This is a genomic window from Streptomyces sp. NPDC052114 (assembly GCF_040680155.1).
Lineage (GTDB): Bacteria > Actinomycetota > Actinomycetes > Streptomycetales > Streptomycetaceae > Streptomyces.
In genome coordinates, this window is record NZ_JBFAWC010000009.1 from 16,032 (window position 1) to 38,707 (window position 22,676).

A 22,676-nucleotide genomic window follows, 5' to 3' on the forward strand; every position below is an offset into this window, starting at 1 on the left:
CCTGACTTCACTGGTCGGGGCCCCGACTGTCGTGGGCGGGGCCTTGGGTGTCGTGGGCGGGGAGCTGGGTGTCGTGAGTGGGGACCTGCGTGTCGTGGGCGGGGAGCTGGGTGTCGTGGGCGGGGACCTGCGTGTCGTGGGCGGGGAGCTGGGTGTCGTGGGCGGGGACCTGCGTGTCGTGCGTGGACCGCCTGTCGTGGGCACGGTCCTGACCCCGCGGTCGGGGCGCCGGCTTCCGCGGGCGGGCCGTGACCGGGGCGTGCGCGTCGGGCCGCGCGGCTCGCGCCGCCGGTTCGGCCCGAACGATCCCCGTCAGCAGCCCGCTCAGGCCCACGCACACCACGCCCACGCCGACGGCCAGGCAGACCCGGGCGACCCCGAACCCGGCCGCGGCCGCGGTGACGGCGGCGGCGCCGATGGGGCCGAGGGAGTAGTGCGTGGTCCAGAACGCCGCGGTGACCCGGCCCAGCAGATGGGGAGGCGTCACCTCCTGGCGCAGGGACATCGAGCAGATGCCCGCGACACCGGTGGCGAGCAGCATGGCCGCCGAGAGCGTGCCGATCACCGGCACGCTCTCGGTCAGTCCGAGACAGGCGACGGCGACTCCGCCGAGCGTGATGGCGCCGATCCAACTCGGCCCGAACCCCAGCCCCTTGCGCAGCCGGGTGACCACGAACGACGCGAGCAGGGAGCCCACCGTCCCCGCGCTCAGCACGGAGCCCACCGTGCCGTCCCCGTGCCCGAGGTCCTTCTTCACGCGGAAGATGATGACGTCGGTCATGCCGTGGGTGAGGAAGATGAACACGGACAGCAGAACCGTCAGCGGGCGCAGGACCGGGTGCGCCCACAGGAACCGGATCCCGGCGAGGAACTCGCCGCGCACACCGCCGCGGTTCTCCCTCTCCCCCGCCTCCTCGGCGGGCGGCGGGACCGGCCGCAGCTTGACCAGGAGCAGTCCCGCCGCGGACACGGCGAAGGTCGCGGCGTCGATGCCGATGGCGGCCACGGGCCCGAAGGCGGCGGCGACGAAGCCCGCGAGGGTGGGGCCGCCGACCGTCGCGACGGCGTAGGAGCCGTACAAGTGGGCGTTGGCCCGGGTGATCTGGCCGGGCTCGACGATGGCGGGGACCACGGTCACGTACGTCACCTGGAAGAGCATCGCGAAGCCGCCGGTGAGCGGGACGACCGTGTAGATCAGCCACAGCGGTGTCGCGAAGAGCCAGACCAGCGGGATCAGCGCGTACAGCAGACAGCGCGCCACGTCGGCGAGCATCAGGAGCCGACGCCGGTCGAACCGGTCGGCGATCACACCGGCGAAGAGTCCCGTGACGATCGACGCGACGCCCGTCAGGCCCGTGACCAGGCCCATCTGTACGACCGACCCGGTGCTGTGCAGCACGAGCAGCGGTATCGCCACGAAGGAGAACGAGTCCCCGAGCGCGGACAGGGTCTGGATGGCCAGGAAGATCCGGTAGTTGCGGTTGGCCCACAGGGAGACGCCCGGCGCGCGCTCGCTCACCGGCGCCCACCGGCACGGCCGTCGGCCTGCCCTTTCTCGTGCGCGTGCTGATCCATCGGCCTCTTCACGTACGCGGGCGGCTCCATCGGCCCCTTCACGTACGCGTGCGGCTCCCGCAGGACCACCCCGCTGTCGACAGCCATGTCCTCGCCCACCCCCGTCTCACCCGTCCCGGCCCGCCCTACCCGCCATCGTGGACGTTCCCCAGGAACTCGTGCCCTTCCACCGATAAAATTCTTCCGGAAGAAATGTCACCGCGACTGTCGAGAACGCGCCGCCCGCTCCGACGTCCCCTGTGAGAGTCGCCCACGAGGGGTGACGGCGCAGCCGAGGAGCGAGACGTCATGAAGTATCTGGTCATGGTCCAGGGTTCGCAGGCCGACTACGAGGCGATGACGGGCAAGCCGTCCGAGAACAGCCCGGCCTGGAGCGAGAAGGAACTGCAGGCGATGTTCGCCTTCATGGGCGGGATCACCAACGACCTCGCCGAGTCCGGTGAGCTCGTCGACGCGCAGGGCCTGACCGAGCCCGCGCAGGCCCGCTTCGTCGGCAAGGACAAGGACGGTCGCCCGGTCGTCACGGACGGTCCCTACGGCGAGACGAAGGAGGTGCTCGCCGGGTACTGGCTGGTCGACTGCGCGAGCCTGGAGCGGGTCACCGAGATCGCCCGGCGCATCACGGAGTGCCCCGGGCCCGAGGGGCTCGTCGAGCCGCCCGTCGTGATCCGGCCCGTCCAGGACGGTGCGGGAGGCGATTGTTGAGACGGAGGAGCGAGGTCGAGGACCTGCTGCGCCGCCACGCGCCGCAGGTCCTCGGCGCGCTCGTGCGTCGGTACGGCCACTTCCCGGCCGCCGAGGACGCCGTACAGGAGGCGCTGCTCGCGGCGGCGCGGCAGTGGCCGGAGCGGGGGGTGCCGGACAATCCGCGGGGCTGGCTGATCAGGGTCGCCTCGCGCCGGCTCATGGACCAGCTGCGCGCGGACGAGGCCCGGCGGCGGCGCGAGGAGGACGCGGCGGCGCTCACGCCGCGCGACGCGTTCACCGCTCCCCCGCCGGGCGAGGCCCGCGCCCCTGCGGAGGACGACACCCTCACGCTGCTCTTCCTGTGCTGCCACCCGGAGCTGGCACCGGCCGCGCAGGTCGCCCTCACCCTGCGGGCGGTGGGCGGTCTGACCACGGCCGAGATCGCCCGCGCGCATCTGGTCCCGGAGGCCACGATGGCGCAGCGGATCAGCCGGGCGAAGGGACGGATCAAGGGGGTGGCGTTCCGGCAGCCGGGCCCCGAGGACCGCGACGCGCGGCTCGCCGTGGTGCTCCAGGTGCTCTACCTGATCTTCAACGAGGGCTATACGGCGACGTCCGGCGAGGCCCTGCACCGCGCCGATCTCGCCGGCGAGGCGATCCGTCTGACGCGTTCCGTACGCCGCCTGTTGCCTCAGGAGGGCGCGGTGACCGGCCTGTTGGCGCTGATGCTGCTCACCGAGGCGCGCACCGCCGCCCGGACCGGTCCGCACGGCGAGCTGATCCCGCTCGACGAGCAGGACCGCACCCGCTGGGACCGGCGGGCGATCGCCGAGGGCACGGCACTGGTCGAGGAGGCGCTGACCCAAGGCCCGCCCGGCGTCTACCCGTTGCAGGCGGCGATCGCCGCGCTGCACGACGAGGCGCCGCGCGCCGAGGCCACCGACTGGCCGCAGATCCTCGCCCTGTACGGCCATCTCGTACGCCGCACGCCCGAGCCCATGGCCGAGCTGGGGCGGGTCGTGGCGCACGCGATGGTGCACGGCCCGCAGGCCGGACTCGATGAACTCGCCGCATTGGAGGAGAAGTTGCGCGGCCACTACCGGCTGGAAGCCGTGCGCGCGCATCTGCTGGAGCGGGTGGGCGACACCGAAGGGGCCCGCGCCGCCTACCAGTTGGCCGCGCAGGGCACCCTCAGTGGCCCAGAGGCCCACTACCTCCGTACGCGTGCGGCCGGACTGTCGTCCTGAGCCGGGACCTCGGCGAGCGTCGGGCCGAGCGGCGCGCAGTGCTCGGCGACGGTGTCGGCGAAGGCGCGGGCCAGCGGGCTCAGAGCGTCCCAGCGGCGCACCGCCCACCCCACCGACAGGGGCGGCAGCGCGGGGACCGGCACGAGGCAGACCCCCTCGGGACCCCGGTCGCGCCAGCCGGGCAGGGCGGGCACGACGGCCTGCCCGAGCCCGAGCTCGGCGAGCAGCACGGCGGTGTCCCAGTCGGCGACGCCGGTGACCGTCGGCAGCGCGACACCCAACTCATCCATGTGGGCGTCGAGTTGCCCGCGTGACGTGGAGTTCCCCGGCGGCGTGATGAGCTGTCCCGCGGCCAGCTCCGCGGGGTCGACGCGCGGGCGGCCTGCCAGCGGGTCGTCGGCACGGACGGCGAGCACCCAGGGCAGTTCGACGACGGGCCGCAGCTCGATGCCGCGCACGGGCTCGCCGAGCGTGATCCAGGCGAGGTCCAGATCGTCGGCGGCGAGCGCGTCGAAGCAGCTGCGGCTGGAGCTCACGGTCTGGAACTCCAGGCCGACGCGCGGATAGCGGGCCCGGAAGCCGACGACGGCCTCGGCCATGAAGTGCCGTACGGAGGTGGCACCGGTGGTGATCCGCACCGCGCCGCCGTCACCGCGCACCTGCTCCCGCAGCCGGCGCACGGCGAGGTCGATGCCGCCGATCCCGTCGCACGCCGCCGCCTGGAGGATCCGCCCGGCGGACGTGGGCACCACCCCCCTGGCGTGCCGTTCGAGCAGGCTCACGCCCAGCTCCCGCTCCAGGCGTTTGACGTGCTGGCTCACGGCCGACTGCGTACAGGACAGCTCGCGGGCCACGGCGCTGAGGCTCCCGGCCCGGCATACGGCGATGAAGGTGCGGAGGTCGTCGAGGGTCACGAGGTAGGAAGTTATCCCTTGGAGGCATACAAGGAAACCCGAGGATTGACTTGGGTTTTCGGGGTGCACCAAGATCGTTGCAGGCCCGGGCGGCGACCCTGCGACGGGCGTCGACCCGGGGCCCGCGAGGCGGGACCGGAGACACGGGGGCAGGAGCCATCGGCCTCCACGGACAACGGAAAGGTGACGTGTGGAAGCGCTCGAGATGGTGGCCGTGGGGGCCGCCGGTGTCGCGGCCGGCGGGCTCAACGCGGTGGTCGGGTCCGGCACCCTCATCACCTTCCCCACCCTGCTGGCCTTCGGCTTCCCGCCGGTGCTGGCCAACGTGTCGAACAACCTCGGCCTGGTGCCGGGCACCCTCAGCGCCGCGTACGGCTACCGCAGGGAGATGAAGGGGCAGTCCCGGCGCCTGCTGCGCTTCGGCACGGCCTCGCTCATCGGCGGGCTGATCGGCGCGCTGCTCTTGCTGAAGCTGCCCGCCGACGCCTTCCAGGCGATCGTGCCCGCCCTGATCCTGACGGCATGCGTCCTGGTGCTGTTGCAGCCCTGGCTGAGCCGCAGGCTCAAGGGCCGCGCGGAGAACGGCCGGCGCGACGGCGGCGTGCCCATGTGGTGCGGCGTCCTCGCCACCGGTGTCTACGGCGGCTACTTCGGGGCCGCCCAAGGGGTGCTGCTCATGGCCCTGTTCGGCACGTTCCTCCAGGACGACCTGCAGCGCCTGAACGCCGCGAAGAACGTCCTGGCCTCGATCGTGAACGGCGTCGCGGCCGTCATCTTCATCGTGGTCGCCGACATCGACTGGACGGCGGCCGGACTCATCGCGCTGGGGTCGACGGCGGGCGGGCTGATCGGCGCCCGCTACGGCCGCAGGCTGCCGCCGACGGTGATGCGCGCCTTCATCGTGATCGTGGGCGTCACGGCTTCGGTGATCATGATCGCCCGATAGGGCGGCGGGGCCATGCGGCGGGAGCGCCGCGGCGCGCACGACCGCGGCAGGCGTCACGACGGGGGCCACGACGGGGGCCACCTCTGCGGACGCAGCTCTCGACGCCCCCATGACGCAGCTCACACGCCCAGGCCCCTCACCTGGGAACACCGCCCTATGGTTTATCGTTGAACATGATGTGACCCCGACCGAGATTCCCCCGTCCGGTCGGGGTCACTTTCTGTTCGCGCTGCCGTCTTCTCCTGTTTTCACGCCTTCGAGGGCGAATATGCCAACCACAGCGCGTCACACACGCCCGACCGGCATCATGCGTCCATGGACGGTGCCAAGCCTGTGCAGGTCTTGTTCACGCCCGAGGAGTACGCCGAGATCCTGCGGCACGCGGATCGTCTCGGGGTGCCGGTGGCGGAGTTCGTACGGCGCGCGGCGACCGTCCGTGACGAGGACGACGCGGGCCCCTGCCAGGCCGTCGACACCCGGCGCGGGGCGACCGTGCCGCCGGTGCAGCGGAGCCTCGACGCGGACGGGACGCCCGCGCTCCAGCGTTTCCTCGACACCCTCGCCGCCGCGGCCGAGCCCAGGGAGCAGCACGGACCGTGACGGGGAAGGGGCGCGGCGGGGCGGGCGTCAGGACAGGACGATCTCCGGCTTGTAGAGGTCGAGCCAGAGCGCCAGGTCGAGGGTCCGCTCCAGGCTCCGCCGGGAGGCCTGGGTGATCTGCGGGGCGCCGTGCTCCGCGGCCCGCGCGGCGCCCTCCCGGTCCACGAGGTCGAAGACCGGATGGCCGGGCCGGGCGAGCAGTTCCTTCACGTGCCCCTGGAGCGCGACCGCGTACTTCGGGTCCTGCGTGGACGGATAGGGGCTCTTGACCCGGTCGTACACGGACTGCGGCAGTACGTCGGCGGTCGCCTCGCGCAGCAGGCTCTTCTCCCTGCCGTCGAAGGACTTCAGCGACCAGGGCGTGTTGTACGCGTACTCGACGAGCCGGTGATCGCAGAACGGGACGCGGACCTCCAGGCCCACGGCCATGCTGGCGCGGTCCTTGCGGTCGAGCAGGAGACGCACGAACCGCGTGAGGTGCAGATGGCAGATCTTCCGCATCCGGTACTCGAAGTCGCTCTCGCCGTCCAGGCGCCGGATCCCCGCGACGGCGGTCGCGTAACCGTCCTTGACGTACGCGGGCAGATCGAGCGCGGCGTTCAGATCGGGGCGCAGGACGCCGGAGTCGTCCCCGAAGTGGTCGGCGAACCGCACCAGCCAGGGGAAGGTGTCGGCGCGGCGCGCGCCCTCGTCGAAGAATTGCAGGTAGCCGCCGAAGACCTCGTCGGCGGACTCCCCGGACAGCGCGACCGTGGAGTGCTCGCGGATGGCCCGGAAGAGGAGGTAGAGGGAGGCGTCCATGTCGCCGAAGCCCATGGGGATGTCCCGCGCGCGGATCATCTTGGCGCGGACCTCCGGGTCGGCCAGGGCGTGCGAGTCCAGGACGATGTCGCGGTGGTCGGTGCCGGCCGTCTTCGCGACGTCGTGCACGAAGGGGGTGTCGGGCGTGCCGCGCAGTTCGTCGGCGACGAAGTTGTCGGTCTGCCCGACGAAGTCGACGGCGAAGCTGCGCACCGTCTCGCCCGCCTCCGCCAGCTGCCGCGCGGCGAGCGCCGTCATCGCCGAGGAGTCGAGGCCCCCGGAGAGCAGGGTGCAGCGCGGCACGTCCGAGACGAGCTGGCGACGCACGATGTCGTCGAGGAGCTCGCGGACCCGCGCGATGGACGCCTCCTGGTCGTCGGTGTGGGGCCGGGTCTCCAGAGCCCAGTAGACGTGCCGGCGCAGTCCCGAGCGGTCGACGGTCACGACGGTGCCGGGCTCGACCTCGCGCATCCCGTCCCACACGGCGTGACCGGGGGTCTTGACCGTGGCGAAGACCTCCCGCAGCCCGTCGAGCGTGACGCGGGCGCGGGCCAGCGGATGGGCGAGGATCGCCTTGGGCTCGGAGCCGAACAGGACGCCGTCGGAGGTCTCGTAGTAGTAGAAGGGCTTGATGCCCATGCGGTCGCGGATCATGACGAGCCGGTCGCGGCGGGCGTCCCAGATCGCGAAGGCGTACATGCCGTTCAGCCGCTCGGCGAGCGCCTCGCCCCACTCCAGGTAGCCGCGCAGCACGACCTCGGTGTCGGACTCGGTGGTGAACCGGTGCCCGCGGCCCGCCAGTTCGCGCCGCAGCTCGGTGAAGTTGTAGGTCTCCCCCGAGTAGACGAGGGCGACGGTGCCGGTCGGGGTCTCGACCGTCATGGGCTGGCGCCCGCCGGGCAGATCGATGATCGCGAGGCGGCGGTGCCCGAGCCCGGCGGGCCCGCCGGTCCAGGTGCCGCGGTCGTCGGGACCGCGACAGGACATCGTCTCCGTCATGGCGTCCAGGGTGGTGGACTCGACCGTCAGGTCACGGTCGAAGGAGACCCAGCCGGTGATACCGCACATGCGCTTTCCTCCCGCTCGTCGAAGTAGGTGTATCTAGCACCTACATAGGTGAGCGTGCGCCTGCGATTGCGTACGGTCAACGTCATCGAAACGCGAGCGTCTCGCTGACCCTGCGGGATCCGGCCGCGTTTTACCAAGGCCAGAGGAGGGCGGGCGGGGAGCCCACGCCCTGCCACCGCGTGGGACGGAGCGCCGGGCCCGTCACGGAAGGAAACATTCCGGCCATCGGCAAAGGCTTGTCCACGATCCGTGGCGCTCGCCGCCCAGGCGGCTCGGCGGCTCGGCGGCTCGGCGGCTCGGCGGCCCACGATCCGGTGGGGTCAACCGGTCACCGCGGAGTCAGCAGCTCCTGCACCGCGGGCGCGTACCGCTCGGTGATGTCGGCGATCCGCGCGCCGCGCACGTGCGGGCCCCGTGCGATGCCGTACATCGCGCCGAGGCCGATCAGCATGCCGACGGCCAGCTCGGCCCGCAGCCCCGCGTCCGGCCCCGACAGCCGGTCGCTCAGCCGCTGGACCACCTGGGCTCGGAAGTTGGCGCGCAGGATGTCGCCCTGCTCACCGTGGAGCGGGGCGAAGACGATGCGCAGGATCGGGTCGGTGCCCCGCTCCGCCTGGCCCGCCAGCACGTGCCGGACCATGTGGCGGCCGAGGTCCGCGACCGGCGCGTCGAGGAAACCCGAGGCATCCGCCTCGAACGACATGATCCGGGAGAACAGGGCATCCTTGTTCCCGAAGTACTTGAGGACCAATGGCGCGCTGACACCGGCGCGTTCGGCCACCGCCTTGAGCGTGATGTCGCCGTGCGCGTGCCGCGCGAGCAGGTACCGTGCGGCGCGCACGATGGCCGCCTTGGTCGCCTCGGCGTCCCTGCGGCCCGCGCAGGGGGCGGGCGCCGGGCCGCCTGCCGACGGCACGTCCGCCGCCGTCGCCTTCCTCGCCCCCATGGTCACCGCCCCTCCAGAGCCGTCTCCTGGGCGGGTCCCCCGCGCCCGACGGCGCTCGCCCGGCCATTGTCCGGCGCCGTGTCCGAGGGTATGGCCAACGCGACCGCGCACGCGACGAGCGCGACGGTGCCCGCCAGCGCGAAGGCGATCTGATACCCGCCCAGGGTCGGCACCTGCACGCCTTGGACGGCCGAGGTGTGCCGCACGAGCACGGCGGCGACCGCCGCACTGGAGACGCTCTGCCCGATCGTGCGCATGAGGACGTTCACGCCGTTCGCGGACGCGGTCTGCTCGACCGGCACCGCCCGCAGGATCAGCGTGGGCAGCGCCGAGTACGCGAAGGTGGTCCCGATCGACACGATCGCGGCCCCCACCATGATCACCCACAACTCCCGGCTGTCCACGATCCGTACGACGTATCCGAGCACCATGAACGCGGCGCCGATCGCCAGCGTCACCCGGGGGCCGCGCGCCGTCGAGACCCGTGCCGACACCGGGGAGAGGACCAGCATGACGACGCCGTTGGGCAGCAGGCACAGTCCCGTCGCCACGATCGACAGCTCCAGGCCGTACCCGGTCGCCGCGGGCGCCTGCACCAGTTGGGCCGTCACCAACGAGTTGGCGTAGAAGGCGAATCCGGCGAGCAGCGCGGTCACGTGCGGGAGCGCCACGCGCCGCCCGACCGCCAGCCGCAGGTCCACCAGCGGCTGCTTGGCGCGCAGTTGCATGCGCCACCACAGCGACAGGATGACGACGGCGCCCGCGAACAGCCCGAGGACCGGGCCGCTGCGCCATCCCCACTGGCCGCCCTGGGACACCGCGAGCAGCAGACAGACCAGCCCGGCCGCGAGCCCCAGCGCGCCCCAGGTGTCGAAGCGCCCCGGCGAGCGCACCGGCGACTCCCGCACCGCCCACGCGGCGAGCAGGAGGCCGAGGGCGCTCAGCCCCGCGGTCGCCCAGAACATGGCGTGCCAGTCGGCGTACTGCACGATGAGCGCCGCCAGCGGCAGCCCGAGCGCGGCGCCGATACCGACCGTGGAACTCATCAGGGCGACCGCCGAGGCCGTCCGCTGCGGCGGGAGTTCGTCGCGCAGGATGCTGATGGACAGCGGTACGACCGCGGCGGAGGCGCCCTGCAGGGCGCGGGCGGCGATCAGCAGCCGGATGTCGGAGGTGAGTGCGCAGAGCACCGACCCGCCGGCCATCAGGCCGAGGGCGGCGAGCAGCACGCGGCGCTTGCCGTACATGTCGCCGGCCCGCCCGAGGACGGGCGTGAGGACCGCACCGGACAGCAGGGTGGCGGTCACCAGCCAGGAGACGGCGCCCGGCGAACTGCCGGTCAGCCGGGGCAGATCGGGCAGCAGCGGCACGACCACCGTCTGTGTGACGGCCATGAGAATGCCGCCGAAGGCCAGGACGGGCACGGTGAGCCGCTCCCGGAGGCCTCGCGCGGCGCCGGATGCCCGCGCATCACCGGATATCGGGACGTCCCCCATGAAGTCTCCCCCGCCAGCATGTGGTGAATGGCAATTCACCATAGGGGTGAATGGGCATTCACCGCCAGGAACTAGGCATGTGCCAGACGGACATGCCGATCGACGTCCTAAAGGCGCCCACACCGCCACCTCTGCCGCATCACACCCATCACGCTCACCACGCTCCGCGCTCGTATGTGTCGCAGCTTCGACGTGCTTGCGAAGCCACACCCGACTGGTCCGCCCCGCCCTTCCCGCTCCACCCCACTCCGCCCCTCCCCTCCACCCCCGTTTCGCGCAGGCCGTCGACGCCCCTGCCGAGAAGGACCTTTCTCCGCGGGAGGTCCACCCCTGGCGCCTTCGGTCATACTGCCGCCCATGAATCCACTCCGAATCGGCCTGGTGGGCACCGGTCCCTGGGCCTCCGCCACCTACGCCCCCGCCCTGGCCGGCCACCCGGGCGTCGAACTCAGCGGCATATGGGGGCGCCGCCCCGAGGCCGCCGCCGCGCTCGCGGCCACGCACAAGACGACGGCATACGAGGACGTGGACGCGCTGTTCGCCGCGAGCGACGCCATGGCGTTCGCCGTCCCGCCGGACGTCCAGGCGCCGCTCGCCGAGCGCGCCGCGGCGGCCGGTTGCCATCTCCTGCTCGACAAGCCGGTGGCCACGACACCGGACGCGGCGAGCCGGCTCGCCGCGGCGGCGGAGCGCGCCGGGGTGGCGTCCGTGGTCTTCTTCACGCTGCGCTTCGCCGAGGTCAGCTCGGCCTGGCTGGCCGAACAGCGGGCGACGGGCGGCTGGTTCACCGGCCGCGTCGACTGGTACGGCTCGTTCTTCGCCCCGGACGGCAACGGCGCGGCGTTCTCCTCGCCGTGGCGCGCGAGCAAGGGCGGCCTGTGGGACGTCGGCCCGCACGCCCTGTCGATGCTGCTGCCCGTCCTCGGCGACGTGACCGACGTGACGGCGGCGCCGGGCCCCGGGGACACGGCCCATCTGGTCCTGCGGCACACGGGCGGGGCGTCCAGCACGGCGGCGCTGAGTCTGACGGCGCCGGTGAAGGCGGCGGGGCTGGCCATGGAGCTGCGCGGCGAGAGCGGCACGGCGGCGCTGCCCGCGTGGGAAGGGGCGGACGAGGCGTTCCCCGCCGCGGTCGACGCGCTCGCCGAGGCGGCGCGCACCGGCACGGCACACCCGTGCGACGTCCGGTTCGGGTTGCGGGTGACGGAGATCCTGGCGCGGGCGGAGGAGCGGATCTCGGCCGCGTGAACCCGCCCGGGAAACGCACGCGCGGTCGGTACCGTGGCCGCTACGTAATGGCGAGTGACGGCACCGACCGCAGCCGGTGGCCCTGTGGAACCGCCGCGAGAAGACCACGGTGCGGTCCTGCGCTGCCACGTTTCCGACCACACGGATCGGAATATGGGCAACCGTCCCACACGCTTCCCACATCGGCCCTAGGCCTCGGGGGTACCCAATGCCGGGGAATTTCAGCCATTCTCTGGCTCCCCGGACAAGATGCCCCACTGTTGTGCGTACGCGCCCTCCGACGATCAAACCTGCAGGTCGGCGAGCTCGCGTACTCCATGATGCCGCAGCGACTGATCGTTTTCTTCGGGCAATGTTTACTACCAAAGCCGATGTGAATATTTAGACTGATCACGCTCCAACTCGGCGTGCACAAGAGGGATTACCCATCATGAACAAGACGGCGCTCCGCGCTCTGCTCCGCGAACGACGCGCCCTCATCGCCCCCGAATCACACGGCTTCGCCCGTCCCACGGGGCAGGGCCGGCGCGCTCCGGGCCTGTCGCAACATCAGGTCGATCAGTTGCTGCATCGCACGCTCGGGACATATCACCGTCTCGAGTCCGGCAATTACCCCAATCCTCCGACGACGTTGCTCCGCGATGTCGCGCGGCTCTTCGGTCTGAACGAGCAGGAATGGGTGTCCTTGTGCAGGTACGCACTCCTGCAGGATCCTCCGGGGCCGCTCCACCCGACCTCGGGCAAGGAGATACCGGGCGTATGGCAGGAGGCCGTCGAGGGGATCCGGCACATCGCCTACGTATCGGACGCGTCCTGGGACCTCCTCGCCTACAACGAACCCTTCGCGGCGCTCTTCCCGGGCAGGAGCGTCCCGTCGAACACCATGCGGTGGATGCTGCTCGAAGGGCGTGAGGTCCTGACGAACTGGCACACCGCCTGGGCACCGGTCGTCCTGCCGCAACTGCGGGCCGCGCTCGCCGCCCGCCCCGAGGACGAGGTCCTGCGGCAGATCGAGAAGGAGATCCTCGCGGACCCGGAGGCCGCCCTCCTCTATGGAGCGGGTGACTCCATCCCCCACCCGGACGGCGACGAGCGTCCGCTGCTGCACGCGGAGTTCGGCCCGGGGTGGGTCACGATGTGCGCGGCACAGCCCATGACCGCGCCCGGCGCGCGGCTCATCATCCTCGTCTTCCACCCCGGCGAGAAGCGTGCGCACACACGGGCGCCCATGCTGCGGGCCTTCTGACCCCGTTCATCCTCATATGCGTCTCTCACGCCCCTTCAGCAGGGGCGACGGGCTCTGCACGGTGAAGTACGTTGTGCCGCACCCCCCACATCCAACCGAGCCCGTGGGAGAACGCCGTGCCAGCCTATGTGTCCAGACCCCTGACCGTCTTCGGTGACCACAAGATCACCACGGGTGAGATAGCCGACGACATACGTACCCACCATCCGGACCACCCGCGGCTTCGGGCCATACTTCGCGTGGTGGGCAACTGCGGCGTCGTCACACGTCACTTCACCCGGCCCGTCGACGCTCCGACGGTGGCCGGCACGGCGGGCATCGACGGACGCGCCCACGCGGCCTTCGAGGACGCGCTCGCCATGGCCGAGCGCGCCGCGACCGCGGCGCTCGACGCATCGGGGCTCACCGGCGGAGACATCGATGCCATTGTCACAGCCCACTGCACCGGATGGGCAGTACCAAATCTCGACATCCTTCTCATGGACCGGCTCGGCCTGCGCCCGACCGCACGGCACGTCGCGCTCACCACGCTGGCCTGCGCGGGGGGCGTGCAGGCGCTGATCCGTGCCGCCGACCTCGTGACCGCACGGCCGGGCAGCAAGGTGCTCGTGGTCGCCGCCGAGACCATCTCCAGTGTCTACAACCACAACGACACCAGCATCGAATCAATGATCTACAAGGCGCTGTTCGGGGACTCCGCCGCCGCGACGATCGTCACGAGCACCCCCCTGGGCCCCGGGATCATGATCGAGGATTCCCTCGAATACGTGCTGCCGAACAGCCTCGACCGCTACCGCGGCCGCATCGCCCCGGACGGTTTCCACTTCGACTCCACCAAGGAGGCCCTCAGCGCGGCCGATGACGTACTCCCCGCCGTCCTGGACTGGCTCGGTCCGTACGACGCCGACTTCGCGGTCGTCCATCCCGGCAGCCCCCGCATCATCGGTGACACCGCGGCGGCCCTCGGCCTGGGTTCCCACGACGTCCGCCACTCCACCGCCACGCTCGCCGACGAGGGCAACCTCGGCGGTGTCAGCGTGCTCCGCGTCCTCGAACGCACGCATGGCGAACCGCCCGCGCAGGACGCCCGGGGCATCGCCGTCGCCTACGGCCCCGGCTTCGCCACGGCTGCCCTGCGCTGCCGCTGGCACGCATAGGAGGGCTCCGCGGCAACGGGAGAAACCAGTTGCCGTCCCCCCGCCCGCCTGCTGGAGTGACCCCATGGACCATGAAGCGGTGCTCGCCGCGTACGACCGGCAGATTCGGCGCGATGCGCGCGGTGAGGGGCCCGGTACCCGGGTCGAGCGGACCGGTGGTGTCGTCCGGGTGACCGGGGCGGCGCACGACTGGAACGGCGTTCTGTGGTCCGACGTCGACGCGACGAGCGCGGACTCCGTGATCGCCGAGCAGGTGCGGCACTTCACCGCGGCCGGCGTGGAGTTCGAGTGGAAGCTGCACTCGTACGACCGCCCCGCCGATCTCGCCGAGCGTCTCCTCGCGGCCGGATTCGTGGCCGAGGAGTTGGAGACCGTGATGGTCGCCGAGGCCGCGGCCCTGCCCCAGGGGCCCGAGCTGCCCGACGGCATCCACCTGCTGCCGGTGACGGACGAGGCCGGCGTGAAGCTCCTGGCCGAGGCGCACTTGGCCGCCTTCGGCGAGGCCGACGCCGAGCTGAGCGAGCGGATCGCCGGGCGCGTCCTCACTCAACTCACCGAGACGCCGGACGACATCGTGGCGGTCGTCGCCATGGACGGCGACCGGCCGGTGTGCGGCGCCCGGATGGAGTTCCGTCCGGACACCGACTTCGCCGGCCTCTGGGGCGGCGGCACCGCCCCGGACTGGCGGGGCAAGGGCATCTACCGCGCGCTGGTCGCGTATCGCGCCCGCATCGCCGTCGCCCGCGGCTACCGCTATCTCCAGGTCGACGCCTCGGACGACAGCCGTCCGATCCTGGACCGGCTCGGCTTCGCCACCCTCTGCACGACGACTCCGTACGTGTATCAGCCGTAGCCCGCACCCGTATCGGCGGCGTCGTGGGCCTCGTCCCCTCCCGTCAGGTCGGGCGCTTCATCCGAGCAGCTCTGCGATCGCCGCCGCCGTGTCCGTCTCGCCGAGCCTCGGGAAGATCTTCTCCACGCTGTTGCGGTGCGCCTCGGCGTCCATGTCGGTCACCGCGTCGACGGCCACGGTGACGTGATAGCCGTGCTCGTGCGCGGCACGCGCCGTCGACTCCACGCCGATGCTCGTCGCGATCCCGGCGATCACGACCTGGGTGACGCCCCTGCGGCGCAGCCGGAGGTCCAGATCGGTGCCGTAGAAGGCGCCCCACTGCTGCTTGGTGACGACGATGTCGCCGTCCGTACGGCCGAGTTCGGGAACGAGGTCGGCCCAGTCCGCGGGCGGCTCGCCTCCGCGCGCGGGGGCCTCGGTGCGTCCGGGAGCGCCGCCGGTCACCCGGACCAGGACCACGGGCAGGCCGTGCGCGCGGAAGGCGGCGGCGAGTTCGGCGGACCGCGCGACGACCTCCTCCGAAGGGTGGACGGTGGGCAGTGCGGTGATGCCCTTCTGGAGGTCGACGAGGACGAGGGCCGTGGTGGGGTCAAGCGTGGTGGCAGACATGGGAGTTGCCTTTCTCGTGCGTCGTGCGTCATACGCCGCGCACCGCGCGTCATGCGTAGCGCTCGTGCGTGTACGTAGTGCCTTGTGCGTCTTGCTTCGTGCGTGATGTGTTCGGATTCCTTGAGGCAGTCCTCTTCCGTGTCCGTCTCCTTGCGGCAGCCCTCGTCCGCTCTTCGGTTACGGGCCCGCTCAGTTCCCGGCCCGCGCCCCGCTCGGCCGCACCCGCAGCGCCCGGTCCGTCACTGTCAGGACGATCAGCGCCAGCGCAAGGACCCCGCCGACGACCGCCATGAGGTGCAGCCCCGTGTCGTCGGCCCGTTGTCCATAGGCGAGGCCGATGAGACCGGAGGCCGTGATCGCGCCGAGGTACTGGGCGGTGCGCTGGAGTCCCGCCGCCGAGCCGATGGCGTCGGCGGGCGCGTACTCCTGCACGGCCGCCTGGTTGCCGGTTCCCATGAGCCCCTGCGGGATACCGAAGCACGCGCCTGTCAGGAGCAGTACGGCGAGCGGCGTGGACCCCGTCGTGAAGAACAGCAGCGAGCTGCCCACGGCGAGGAGCACGGCGGTGACGGTCAGCGGCGCGCGGATGCCCTTCGTGCGCGCCCCGAGAAGTGAACAGGCCAGCGCGGCGAGGGACATCGGCAGCATGACGAGTCCCGTGTGCAGCGAGGAGAGGCGGCGCTCCTCCTCCAGCCACTGCGTGAAGCCGTACAACACGCAGTAGACGACGAGACAGCTCAGCCCGTGCCGCAGATACGTGCGGGCGAGCGCGTGGTTGGTGCCCAGCATGCGCAGGTCGATGAAGGGCCTGGGGTGGCGCAGCTGCCACCAGGTCAGTGCGGTCGAGAGTACGACGACCGGGGCCAGCAGCCACCACATCGGGTGGCGCAGGTCGAGCAGGAAGACGACGAGGCAGCTCAGCGCTCCGGTGAAGAGCAGGATGCCGAGCGGGTCCGGCGTCCCGCCCCAATGCGCCCTGCCCGACCCTCCCCTGTGCTTCTCGTCCTTCCCGGTCCGCTCCCCGCGCGGCAGGTCCTTGGGGATCCAGCGCAGCGCACTCGCGTACGCGAGAAGCGCCACCGGGACGTTGACGGCGAAGATCCCCCGCCAGCCCCCGGTCGCGACGAGCAGCCCGCCGAGCGTCGGGCCTGCCGCGGCGCTGCCGAGCGCCGCGAAGGAGAGACGGCCGAGGACGGTACGCGGTATCGGGCGGCGGAGCCGCGTGGACTCGTCGCGCAGGACGGCCATCGCGGCCGGGTACGCGGCGGAGGTTCCGACGCCGAGCAGCAGCCGGGAGAGGAGCAGCCAGCCGAAGCCGGGGGCGAGCGCCCCGACGAGGCCGGAGACGGCGACGACCACGAGGCCCGCGAGGAAGACCCGGCGCGGGCCGAGCTCGTCGGCGAGCCTGCCGAGCACGGGCTGGGCTATGGCGCTCGCGAGGTAGAGGACGGACACGAGCCACACGGTGTCGGCGGGGCCGACACCGAAGTCGTGGCCGATCGCCACCAGGCCGGTGGAGATCATCGTGGTGTTGAGCGGGTTGAGCAGCGAGCCGAGCAGCAGCGGCGCGGTGAGCCGTGCGCCGAAACCGGACCGGTCGCCCTTCACCGGGTCGCCCCGCGCGACGGATACCGCCTTCACTTCCGCACCAACCGTTCCAACAGCTCGACGGCTTCGGCGAGTTGTCGGCGCTCCGCCGGGTCGAGCTCGTCGGCGATGGCCACCGAGAGCCAGCCCCGCTTGGCCGCGTGCATGTCGGCGAACGTGCGGCGGCCCTCGTCCGTCACGGAGACGACGGACTGCCGCCCGTCGTCCGGGTCCGGGGCGCGTTCGACGAACCCCATGGCCTCCAGCGCCCCCACGGTCATCCGCATCGACTGGGGCCGCACGAGTTCGGCACGGGCCAGGGCCGCGGTCGTGGCCGGGCCCTGGCGGCTGAGCCGGGCGAGGACGGAACGCTGCGACGGGCTCAGCCCCGTGTCCGGCGCGGCGCCGCGCAGTCTGCGCACGAAGCGGCCGACCACGTTCGCGAGATCCGCGGCGACTTGCTCAGAGGTGGGTTCACCAGAGTGTCCGCTCATGCCGTCACCGTAGGAGATGGACAGGTAGACTTGCAAGTCTTACTGGCAAGGTTTCCTTGCGGACTCTCCTTGCGAGCTCCCCGTGCGGGCTCGCCCTGCGAGCTCCCCGTGCGATGCCACCTCGCCCGCCTGACGCGCGATTCCGGTCCGCCTCATTCGCACACCGGGTACACCCCCGTCCCACAAGCCCCTACGCTCTCCCCCATCAGGCCCAACTCCCCTACGCGAAAGGGCAGATGATGGGGGACCACTTCAGCCGCAGAGACCTCATGCGCCTCGGTTCGGGCGCCGCCGCCACCGCCGCGCTCACCGGCGCGGGCCTGTCAGGAACGGGCCCGGCCGGGGGCACGGCACGGGCCTCGGAGCCGTCCGCGGTGTCACCTGCCCCGCTCGCCGCACCCCTCGCCCTGCCGGTGTCGCGGGCCTTCGATCTGGCCGACCCCTCCGACCCGGTGTTCATGCACCGGCCGGCCTGGTGCCCGACCGTCATGCAGAGCGCGGGCCACGACCACCTCAACAACCGCTGGTACGTCGCCCAGGTGATGTACAACCCCGGCGACGGCGTCCCCTACGCGACGCGGCTCAAGGAAGGCGACATCGCCGTCACCGCGCTCGGCACGGACGGCGCCACCAAGATCGGCCGGATGTATCTGCGGGGCTTCGGGCACGGCGCGCAGATCGGCGTCGAGCCGACGGCGGTGGGCCGGCCGCCCTACCTCTGGATCGAGTACGACGCGCGCGCCGCCGACGGCAGGACCGGGTTCGGCACGAAGCTCTGCCGGATCAAGTACCTCGGTCCGCCCGCCGACCAGCCGCCGCGCAGCTTCCACTGGGACGACGCGGCCGACCGCACCGCGATGGACTTCAAGGACCGCACCCCGGACCCGGCGAAGCTCCCCGGCACGGGCAGCACCCTCACCTCGCCGCGCCCCGTGGTCGACATGCACCACCGCCGCGTCCTGGTCCGCTTCGACCGCGGCGGCAACCAGCAGTGCGCCGTCTGGGACCTGGACACGGCGGTGGCCTCGCCTCTGGGCGCCCCGCTCGCCCACCGTGCGGGCCTCTACAAGCCGCCGGTGGCGCAGGGTTTCTGCCTCTACGGCTCGTTCATGTACATCTACGAGGGCGAGGCGTACAAGAACGGCGGTCCGGGCGACGCGGACGACACCGGCAACACGTACATCACCCGCTTCGACCTCAACACCGGCGCCACGGAGAAGGCACTGACCCGCGCCCTGAAGAGCCTCGTCTTTCGAGAGCCCGAGGGCATGAACATCATGCTCGTCCCGGACGCGTCCGCACCCGGCGGCTACCGCCCACGCCTGACCTTCGGTTTCGCCTCGGGGGCCGAGGGGGACCGGCGTGCCAACATCGCATACAAGGACAAGCTGGTCTGAGTCCGAGGCGGCGACGGGCGAGACGGCGCCGGTCCGAAGCGGGCGGCCCGCGGCCGCTCACGCCTCCCTGGACCCCGCCCGCACCAGCCTCAGCTGGCCGATCTCCGCCACGTTCTTCATCAGCTCGGCGTTCACCCAGGCCACCGTGTGCGCGAGCGTGAACTGCGGGTCGTCCCGCCAGGGGAACGTGGCGGGACGCTCCAGGTCCTCGTCCGTGAGCCGCTCCAGGACGGTCGCCCAGTCGTCGCGCGCCCGGCGCAGCCAGTCGACCGCCGCCTTCTCCCCCGGCCACACGATCTCGGTGCGCTCGCGCGGCGGCCGGCCCGCCGCGTGGTCGGTCGCCACGCCCAGCCACCAGCCGAGGTGCCAGCCGACCCAGGCGATGGTGGGCACCGGCACCGGGTCGGGCTCCTCGTCCGCCCAGTCGGGAGTCCAGCTCCCCGCGCCGTCGGGCCGCACGGTCCAGCACAGCGCCGCCGGCTCCCACAGGAAGTCCTCGGGCTCCAGGCGTTCCAGGTGGTACTCGAAGAGCGACCAGGTCAGCTCGAACTGCCAGCCGAGCAGGGCGCATTGGGAAGGCTTCACTCCGGAACCCTCACGCACGCGGCGCGGACCCGCAACCGATATTCACGGCCGCGGACCGACCACCCCCGCGGCCCCTCGCCCGCCGGGGCCGATGCCATGATGATCGCGAACGGCAGGTTCCCCTCGTGGACGGAGTGCTCATGACGGACCGGACGCGGCAGGAGCAGGCCACCCCGGAGACACGGACACGCATCCTGGAGAGCTTCGGCCGCCAAGGCCTGATGGGTCACCTCGGCGCCCGGATCTCGCACATCGCGCCGGGCCGGGTGCACATCGAGCTGCCGGGCCGCCCCGAAGTCACCCAGCAGAACGGCTACTTCCACGCCGGGGCCACCAGCGCCATCGCCGACAGCGCCGGCGGTTACGCCGCGTTCACGCTCTTCCCCGAGGACACCGACGTCCTCACCGTCGAGTACAAGATCAATCTCCTCGCGCCCGCCGTCGGCGACCACATCGAGGCGGTCGGCACGGTCCTGAGGTCCGGGCGCACCCTGACCGTCTGCCACCTGGAGGTCTTCGGCGTCGGCCCCGATCACCGCGACCTCGTGGCGAGCGGCCAGCAGACCCTGATCCGCGTGGCCCGGTGACGAGAGATGGACACACACGCCACACCGTCCGACCGGGCCGGGGTCCAGGCCCTGGCCCTCGTCGAGGAGCGCTTCCCCCGCGCCCTGGGCGCCGTACTCGGCGGCTCGGCCGCCCGGGGCCGGGCCACCGCGAGCAGTGACCTGGACATCGCCGTGCTCCTCCCGGAAGGGGAGACGAGCCGCCGCGAGGTCGTCCGCCACGACGGCCGCGTGGCCGAGCTCTTCCTGCACACCCTGACGGACGTCCCCGCGCACTTCGAGAGGGACCGCCTCCTGCGCCGGGGCACCATCCTCTTCCTCTACGACCAGGGCCTGCCCCTCACCGACCCCCACGACCTCGTCCCACCCGTACGCACCCGGGCACGAGCGACGCTCGCCGAGGGGCCCGCTCCCTCATCGCCCACCACGGCGGCTGGACCGGCACCGCCGAGGACCCCGAGCAGGTGCTCGGGGTCCTCGGCGGGCCCCTCCGGGAGGGATACGTACAACTCTGGCAGGCGTGACGATGTGAGATAAAACATCCGCTCCTGGCGCCAAAGCGACAGGAGCGGATGTTTCACGTGCAACATCGGCCGCGCGGGCCGGACGCGTCAGCGGATCGGCATGCCCGAGAGCGTGCGGGCGATGACCAGGCGCTGGATCTCGCTCGTGCCCTCGAAGATGGTGTAGATCGCGGCGTCGCGGTGCATCCGCTCCACCGGGTACTCGCGCGTGAAGCCGTTGCCGCCGAGGATCTGGACGGCCTGCGCGGTGACCTTCTTGGCGACCTCGCTCGCGTACAGCTTCGACATCGAGCCCTCGGCCGACTCGAACTTCTTGCCGGTGGTGGCCATCCAGGAGGCACGCCACACCAGCAGGCGGGCCGCGTCGATCTGGGTGCGCATGTCGGCGAGCTGGAAGGCGATGCCCTGGTTGTCGATGATCGGGCGGCCGAACTGCGTGCGCGTCTTGGCGTACTCCAGGGCCTCCTCGTACGCGGCGCGCGCCGTGCCCACCGCCATGGCGCCGACCGCGGGGCGGGACGCCTCGAACGTGGCCATCGCGGCGTTCTTCACCCGCTCGCCGCCCGACTTGGCACGCTCCCGCGCGCGGGCCAGGCGCTCGTCCAGCTTGTCCTTGCCGCCGAGCAGGCAGTGCCCGGGCACGCGCACGTCCTCCAGGACGACCTCGGCGGTGTGCGACGCGCGGATGCCGTGCTTCTTGAACTTCTGCCCCTGGGACAGGCCCGGGGTGTTCGGCGGCACGATGAAGGAGGCGTGCCCCTTGGAGCCGAGCTCGGGGTCGACGACCGCGACGACGACGTGGACGTTGGCTATGCCGCCGTTGGTCGCCCAGGTCTTCGTGCCGTTGAGGACCCACTCGTCCTTGGCCTCGTCGTACACGGCCCGCGTACGCATGGCCGCCACGTCGGAACCGGCGTCCGGCTCGGAGGAGCAGAAGGCGGCGACCTTGACGTCGTTCACGTCGCCGTACATCTGCGGGATCCAGGTGCCGATCTGCTCCTCGGTGCCGTTGGCGAGCACGCCCACGGCGGCCAGGCCGGTACCCATGATGGACAGGCCGATACCGGCATCGCCCCAGAAGATCTCCTCGGTCGCCATCGGGATGCCGAGGCCCGAGGGGTCGAAGAACTGCTGGGCGTAGAAATCGAGGGAGTAGATCCCGAGCTTCGCCGCTTCCTGGATGATGGGCCAGGGAGTCTCCTCGCGCTCGTCCCATTCGGCGGCCGCGGGGCGGATCACATCCGCGGCGAACCCGTGGAGCCAGTCCCGGACCTCCTTCTGTTCGTCGTTGAGCTCCATGGTGAACTCGGCCATGACCCCTCCAGGACCTGCGATCAACTGCGGCGTTACTTGCGGTAACCGCAGTCTGTTACTGGCCAGTAGTCCATGTCAACTCCCGGCAGCCCGTTCGATGGGCACAGGTCCACTGGTGTTACGTTGCGCGTGCGTCACCGATTCATCACGGGCGGGGAGAAGCCATGGAGACCACGCAGCGGACCGATCAGCAGCGGTCCGCCGAGCACCGGCGTCGGGAGCTGCTCGAGGCCGCGGACAGGGTGGTGCTCCGCGACGGCCCAGGTGCGTCGATGAACGCCATCGCCGCGGAAGCGGGCATCACCAAGCCGATTCTGTACCGCCACTTCGGCGACAAGGGCGGCCTGTACGCCGCGCTCGCCAAGCGGCACACCGACGCGCTGCTCGAGGCCCTGCGCGCCGCGCTCGACGCCCCCGCCGAGCGCAGGGAGCGGGTCGAGGCCACGCTCGACACCTATCTCGCGGCGATCGAGGCACGTCCTCAGGTCTACCGCTTCCTCATGCATCCGTCGGAATCCCCCTCCCCCGGAGAGCAGGGCTTCGACGTCGGGCTGCACTCCGCTCCCCTGCTCCGCCGCCTCGGCGAGGAGCTCGCGGAGGTCATCGAGGAGCGCGTCGACCTCGGCCCGGAGAGCGCCGAACTCTCCCGCGTGTGGGGGCACGGCATCGTCGGCATGATGCACGCGGCCGGCGACTGGTGGCTCGGCGAACGGCCGTGCCCGCGCGCCCAGTTGGTGCGCAGCCTGGCCGATCTGCTGTGGGGCAGGCTCGCGGCCGCGGGCAACCGCGTCGGCGGACCCGGCTTCTGATCCCCGG

23 protein-coding genes are annotated in these 22,676 nt (G+C 71.8%); 12 read left to right on the forward strand and 11 right to left on the reverse strand.

The window, feature by feature from the left end:
* Window positions 1-7 precede the first annotated feature (7 nt).
* Both AB0L89_RS20490 and AB0L89_RS20495 read right to left on the reverse strand, forming a co-directional pair.
* Window positions 8-1,519: an MFS transporter gene (locus AB0L89_RS20490; protein ID WP_365142743.1), complete on the reverse strand. Its 1,512-nt coding sequence runs from the start codon at window positions 1,517-1,519 to the stop codon at window positions 8-10.
* A complete protein-coding gene (locus AB0L89_RS20495) occupies window positions 1,516-1,662 on the reverse strand; it encodes a hypothetical protein (RefSeq protein WP_365142745.1) in 147 nt (48 codons plus the stop codon). Before AB0L89_RS20495 ends, AB0L89_RS20490 begins: the two co-directional genes overlap by 4 nt.
* A 201-nt stretch (window positions 1,663-1,863) precedes the next feature.
* On the opposite strand from AB0L89_RS20495, the gene AB0L89_RS20500 reads away from it, so the two are divergent.
* Both AB0L89_RS20500 and AB0L89_RS20505 read left to right on the forward strand, forming a co-directional pair.
* Entirely contained in the window at window positions 1,864-2,280 is a 417-nt protein-coding gene (locus tag AB0L89_RS20500; RefSeq protein ID WP_365142747.1) for a YciI family protein, read from the forward strand.
* A complete protein-coding gene (locus AB0L89_RS20505) occupies window positions 2,277-3,509 on the forward strand; it encodes a sigma-70 family RNA polymerase sigma factor (RefSeq protein WP_365142749.1) in 1,233 nt (410 codons plus the stop codon). The genes AB0L89_RS20500 and AB0L89_RS20505 overlap by 4 nt, the downstream gene beginning before the upstream one ends.
* Here AB0L89_RS20505 and AB0L89_RS20510 read toward each other — a convergent pair.
* Window positions 3,473-4,423, reverse strand: coding sequence for a LysR family transcriptional regulator (locus tag AB0L89_RS20510; RefSeq protein WP_365142751.1), 951 nt, complete (start codon window positions 4,421-4,423; stop codon window positions 3,473-3,475). The two genes, AB0L89_RS20505 and AB0L89_RS20510, sit on opposite strands and share 37 nt — an antisense overlap.
* A 190-nt stretch (window positions 4,424-4,613) precedes the next feature.
* Here AB0L89_RS20510 and AB0L89_RS20515 point away from each other — a divergent pair, with 190 nt between their 5' ends.
* Entirely contained in the window at window positions 4,614-5,369 is a 756-nt protein-coding gene (locus AB0L89_RS20515; RefSeq protein ID WP_365142753.1) for a sulfite exporter TauE/SafE family protein, read from the forward strand.
* Between the two features lie 315 nt (window positions 5,370-5,684).
* Window positions 5,685-5,969 carry a hypothetical protein gene (locus AB0L89_RS20520; RefSeq protein WP_365142755.1) on the forward strand — a complete coding sequence of 95 codons (285 nt, stop codon included), beginning with the start codon at window positions 5,685-5,687 and terminating at the stop codon, window positions 5,967-5,969.
* Between the two features lie 27 nt (window positions 5,970-5,996).
* Here AB0L89_RS20520 and asnB read toward each other — a convergent pair whose 3' ends face one another.
* From asnB to AB0L89_RS20535, 3 genes are all read right to left on the reverse strand, one after another.
* Window positions 5,997-7,838 (reverse strand): asparagine synthase (glutamine-hydrolyzing), encoded by a 1,842-nt coding sequence (gene asnB, locus AB0L89_RS20525; RefSeq protein WP_365142757.1) that lies wholly within the window; start codon window positions 7,836-7,838, stop codon window positions 5,997-5,999.
* A 328-nt stretch (window positions 7,839-8,166) separates the two neighbouring features.
* Window positions 8,167-8,784, reverse strand: coding sequence for a TetR family transcriptional regulator (locus tag AB0L89_RS20530; RefSeq protein ID WP_365142759.1), 618 nt, complete (start codon window positions 8,782-8,784; stop codon window positions 8,167-8,169).
* A 2-nt stretch (window positions 8,785-8,786) separates the two neighbouring features.
* On the reverse strand, window positions 8,787-10,280 hold the full coding sequence (locus tag AB0L89_RS20535) for an MFS transporter (protein ID WP_365142761.1): 1,494 nt from the start codon (window positions 10,278-10,280) through the stop codon (window positions 8,787-8,789).
* A 357-nt stretch (window positions 10,281-10,637) separates the two neighbouring features.
* Here AB0L89_RS20535 and AB0L89_RS20540 point away from each other — a divergent pair, with 357 nt between their 5' ends.
* The 4 genes from AB0L89_RS20540 (at window position 10,638) to AB0L89_RS20555 (ending at window position 14,784) form a co-directional block, all read left to right on the forward strand.
* Window positions 10,638-11,528, forward strand: a complete 891-nt coding sequence (locus AB0L89_RS20540; protein ID WP_365142763.1) for a Gfo/Idh/MocA family oxidoreductase — start codon at window positions 10,638-10,640, stop codon at window positions 11,526-11,528.
* Between the two features lie 430 nt (window positions 11,529-11,958).
* Window positions 11,959-12,774 carry a helix-turn-helix domain-containing protein gene (locus tag AB0L89_RS20545; protein WP_365142765.1) on the forward strand — a complete coding sequence of 272 codons (816 nt, stop codon included), beginning with the start codon at window positions 11,959-11,961 and terminating at the stop codon, window positions 12,772-12,774.
* Between the two features lie 116 nt (window positions 12,775-12,890).
* Window positions 12,891-13,931 carry a PhlD gene (locus AB0L89_RS20550; RefSeq protein ID WP_365142767.1) on the forward strand — a complete coding sequence of 347 codons (1,041 nt, stop codon included), beginning with the start codon at window positions 12,891-12,893 and terminating at the stop codon, window positions 13,929-13,931.
* A gap of 64 nt (window positions 13,932-13,995) precedes the next feature.
* Complete coding sequence (locus tag AB0L89_RS20555; protein ID WP_365142769.1) at window positions 13,996-14,784, forward strand: GNAT family N-acetyltransferase; 789 nt, start codon at window positions 13,996-13,998, stop codon at window positions 14,782-14,784.
* Window positions 14,785-14,841: 57 nt separating this feature from the next.
* Here AB0L89_RS20555 and AB0L89_RS20560 read toward each other — a convergent pair whose 3' ends face one another.
* The 3 genes from AB0L89_RS20560 to AB0L89_RS20570 all read right to left on the reverse strand — a co-directional run bounded on the left by AB0L89_RS20560 (window position 14,842) and on the right by AB0L89_RS20570 (window position 17,474).
* Entirely contained in the window at window positions 14,842-15,393 is a 552-nt protein-coding gene (locus AB0L89_RS20560) for an isochorismatase family protein (protein ID WP_365142771.1), read from the reverse strand.
* Between the two features lie 189 nt (window positions 15,394-15,582).
* The gene (locus tag AB0L89_RS20565) at window positions 15,583-17,034 is read right to left on the reverse strand and encodes an MFS transporter (RefSeq protein WP_365142773.1); all 1,452 of its coding nucleotides are present in this window, start codon (window positions 17,032-17,034) and stop codon (window positions 15,583-15,585) included.
* A complete protein-coding gene (locus tag AB0L89_RS20570) occupies window positions 17,031-17,474 on the reverse strand; it encodes a MarR family transcriptional regulator (protein WP_365142775.1) in 444 nt (147 codons plus the stop codon). Before AB0L89_RS20570 ends, AB0L89_RS20565 begins: the two co-directional genes overlap by 4 nt.
* Window positions 17,475-17,743: 269 nt before the next feature.
* Between AB0L89_RS20570 and AB0L89_RS20575 the strand changes: the two genes are divergently transcribed.
* Window positions 17,744-18,871, forward strand: coding sequence for a hypothetical protein (locus AB0L89_RS20575; RefSeq protein ID WP_365142777.1), 1,128 nt, complete (start codon window positions 17,744-17,746; stop codon window positions 18,869-18,871).
* Window positions 18,872-18,928: 57 nt separating this feature from the next.
* Here AB0L89_RS20575 and AB0L89_RS20580 read toward each other — a convergent pair whose 3' ends face one another.
* Window positions 18,929-19,456: a DinB family protein gene (locus AB0L89_RS20580; protein ID WP_365142779.1), complete on the reverse strand. Its 528-nt coding sequence runs from the start codon at window positions 19,454-19,456 to the stop codon at window positions 18,929-18,931.
* Between the two features lie 140 nt (window positions 19,457-19,596).
* On the opposite strand from AB0L89_RS20580, the gene AB0L89_RS20585 reads away from it, so the two are divergent.
* On the forward strand, window positions 19,597-20,043 hold the full coding sequence (locus AB0L89_RS20585; protein WP_365142781.1) for a PaaI family thioesterase: 447 nt from the start codon (window positions 19,597-19,599) through the stop codon (window positions 20,041-20,043).
* Window positions 20,044-20,049: 6 nt separating this feature from the next.
* Window positions 20,050-20,559: a nucleotidyltransferase domain-containing protein gene (locus tag AB0L89_RS20590; protein ID WP_365142783.1), complete on the forward strand. Its 510-nt coding sequence runs from the start codon at window positions 20,050-20,052 to the stop codon at window positions 20,557-20,559.
* A gap of 74 nt (window positions 20,560-20,633) precedes the next feature.
* On the opposite strand, the gene AB0L89_RS20595 is transcribed toward AB0L89_RS20590, so the two are convergent.
* Window positions 20,634-21,860, reverse strand: a complete 1,227-nt coding sequence (locus AB0L89_RS20595; protein ID WP_365142785.1) for an acyl-CoA dehydrogenase family protein — start codon at window positions 21,858-21,860, stop codon at window positions 20,634-20,636.
* Between the two features lie 164 nt (window positions 21,861-22,024).
* Here AB0L89_RS20595 and AB0L89_RS20600 point away from each other — a divergent pair, with 164 nt between their 5' ends.
* Window positions 22,025-22,669: a TetR family transcriptional regulator gene (locus tag AB0L89_RS20600; protein WP_362337119.1), complete on the forward strand. Its 645-nt coding sequence runs from the start codon at window positions 22,025-22,027 to the stop codon at window positions 22,667-22,669.
* The last annotated feature ends 7 nt before the right edge of the window (window positions 22,670-22,676 follow it).

Coding starts and splice junctions, on each gene's coding strand:
- AB0L89_RS20600 (WP_362337119.1), top strand. CDS start 22,025: ATGGAGACCACGCAGCGGACCGATCAGCAGCGGTCCGCCGAGCACCGG.
- AB0L89_RS20495 (WP_365142745.1), bottom strand. CDS start 1,662: ATGGCTGTCGACAGCGGGGTGGTCCTGCGGGAGCCGCACGCGTACGTG.
- AB0L89_RS20595 (WP_365142785.1), bottom strand. CDS start 21,860: ATGGCCGAGTTCACCATGGAGCTCAACGACGAACAGAAGGAGGTCCGG.
- asnB (WP_365142757.1), bottom strand. CDS start 7,838: ATGTGCGGTATCACCGGCTGGGTCTCCTTCGACCGTGACCTGACGGTC.
- AB0L89_RS20530 (WP_365142759.1), bottom strand. CDS start 8,784: ATGGGGGCGAGGAAGGCGACGGCGGCGGACGTGCCGTCGGCAGGCGGC.
- AB0L89_RS20520 (WP_365142755.1), top strand. CDS start 5,685: ATGGACGGTGCCAAGCCTGTGCAGGTCTTGTTCACGCCCGAGGAGTAC.
- AB0L89_RS20585 (WP_365142781.1), top strand. CDS start 19,597: ATGACGGACCGGACGCGGCAGGAGCAGGCCACCCCGGAGACACGGACA.
- AB0L89_RS20555 (WP_365142769.1), top strand. CDS start 13,996: ATGGACCATGAAGCGGTGCTCGCCGCGTACGACCGGCAGATTCGGCGC.
- AB0L89_RS20575 (WP_365142777.1), top strand. CDS start 17,744: ATGCGCCTCGGTTCGGGCGCCGCCGCCACCGCCGCGCTCACCGGCGCG.
- AB0L89_RS20540 (WP_365142763.1), top strand. CDS start 10,638: ATGAATCCACTCCGAATCGGCCTGGTGGGCACCGGTCCCTGGGCCTCC.
- AB0L89_RS20560 (WP_365142771.1), bottom strand. CDS start 15,393: ATGTCTGCCACCACGCTTGACCCCACCACGGCCCTCGTCCTCGTCGAC.
- AB0L89_RS20535 (WP_365142761.1), bottom strand. CDS start 10,280: ATGGGGGACGTCCCGATATCCGGTGATGCGCGGGCATCCGGCGCCGCG.
- AB0L89_RS20545 (WP_365142765.1), top strand. CDS start 11,959: ATGAACAAGACGGCGCTCCGCGCTCTGCTCCGCGAACGACGCGCCCTC.
- AB0L89_RS20590 (WP_365142783.1), top strand. CDS start 20,050: ATGGACACACACGCCACACCGTCCGACCGGGCCGGGGTCCAGGCCCTG.
- AB0L89_RS20570 (WP_365142775.1), bottom strand. CDS start 17,474: ATGAGCGGACACTCTGGTGAACCCACCTCTGAGCAAGTCGCCGCGGAT.
- AB0L89_RS20500 (WP_365142747.1), top strand. CDS start 1,864: ATGAAGTATCTGGTCATGGTCCAGGGTTCGCAGGCCGACTACGAGGCG.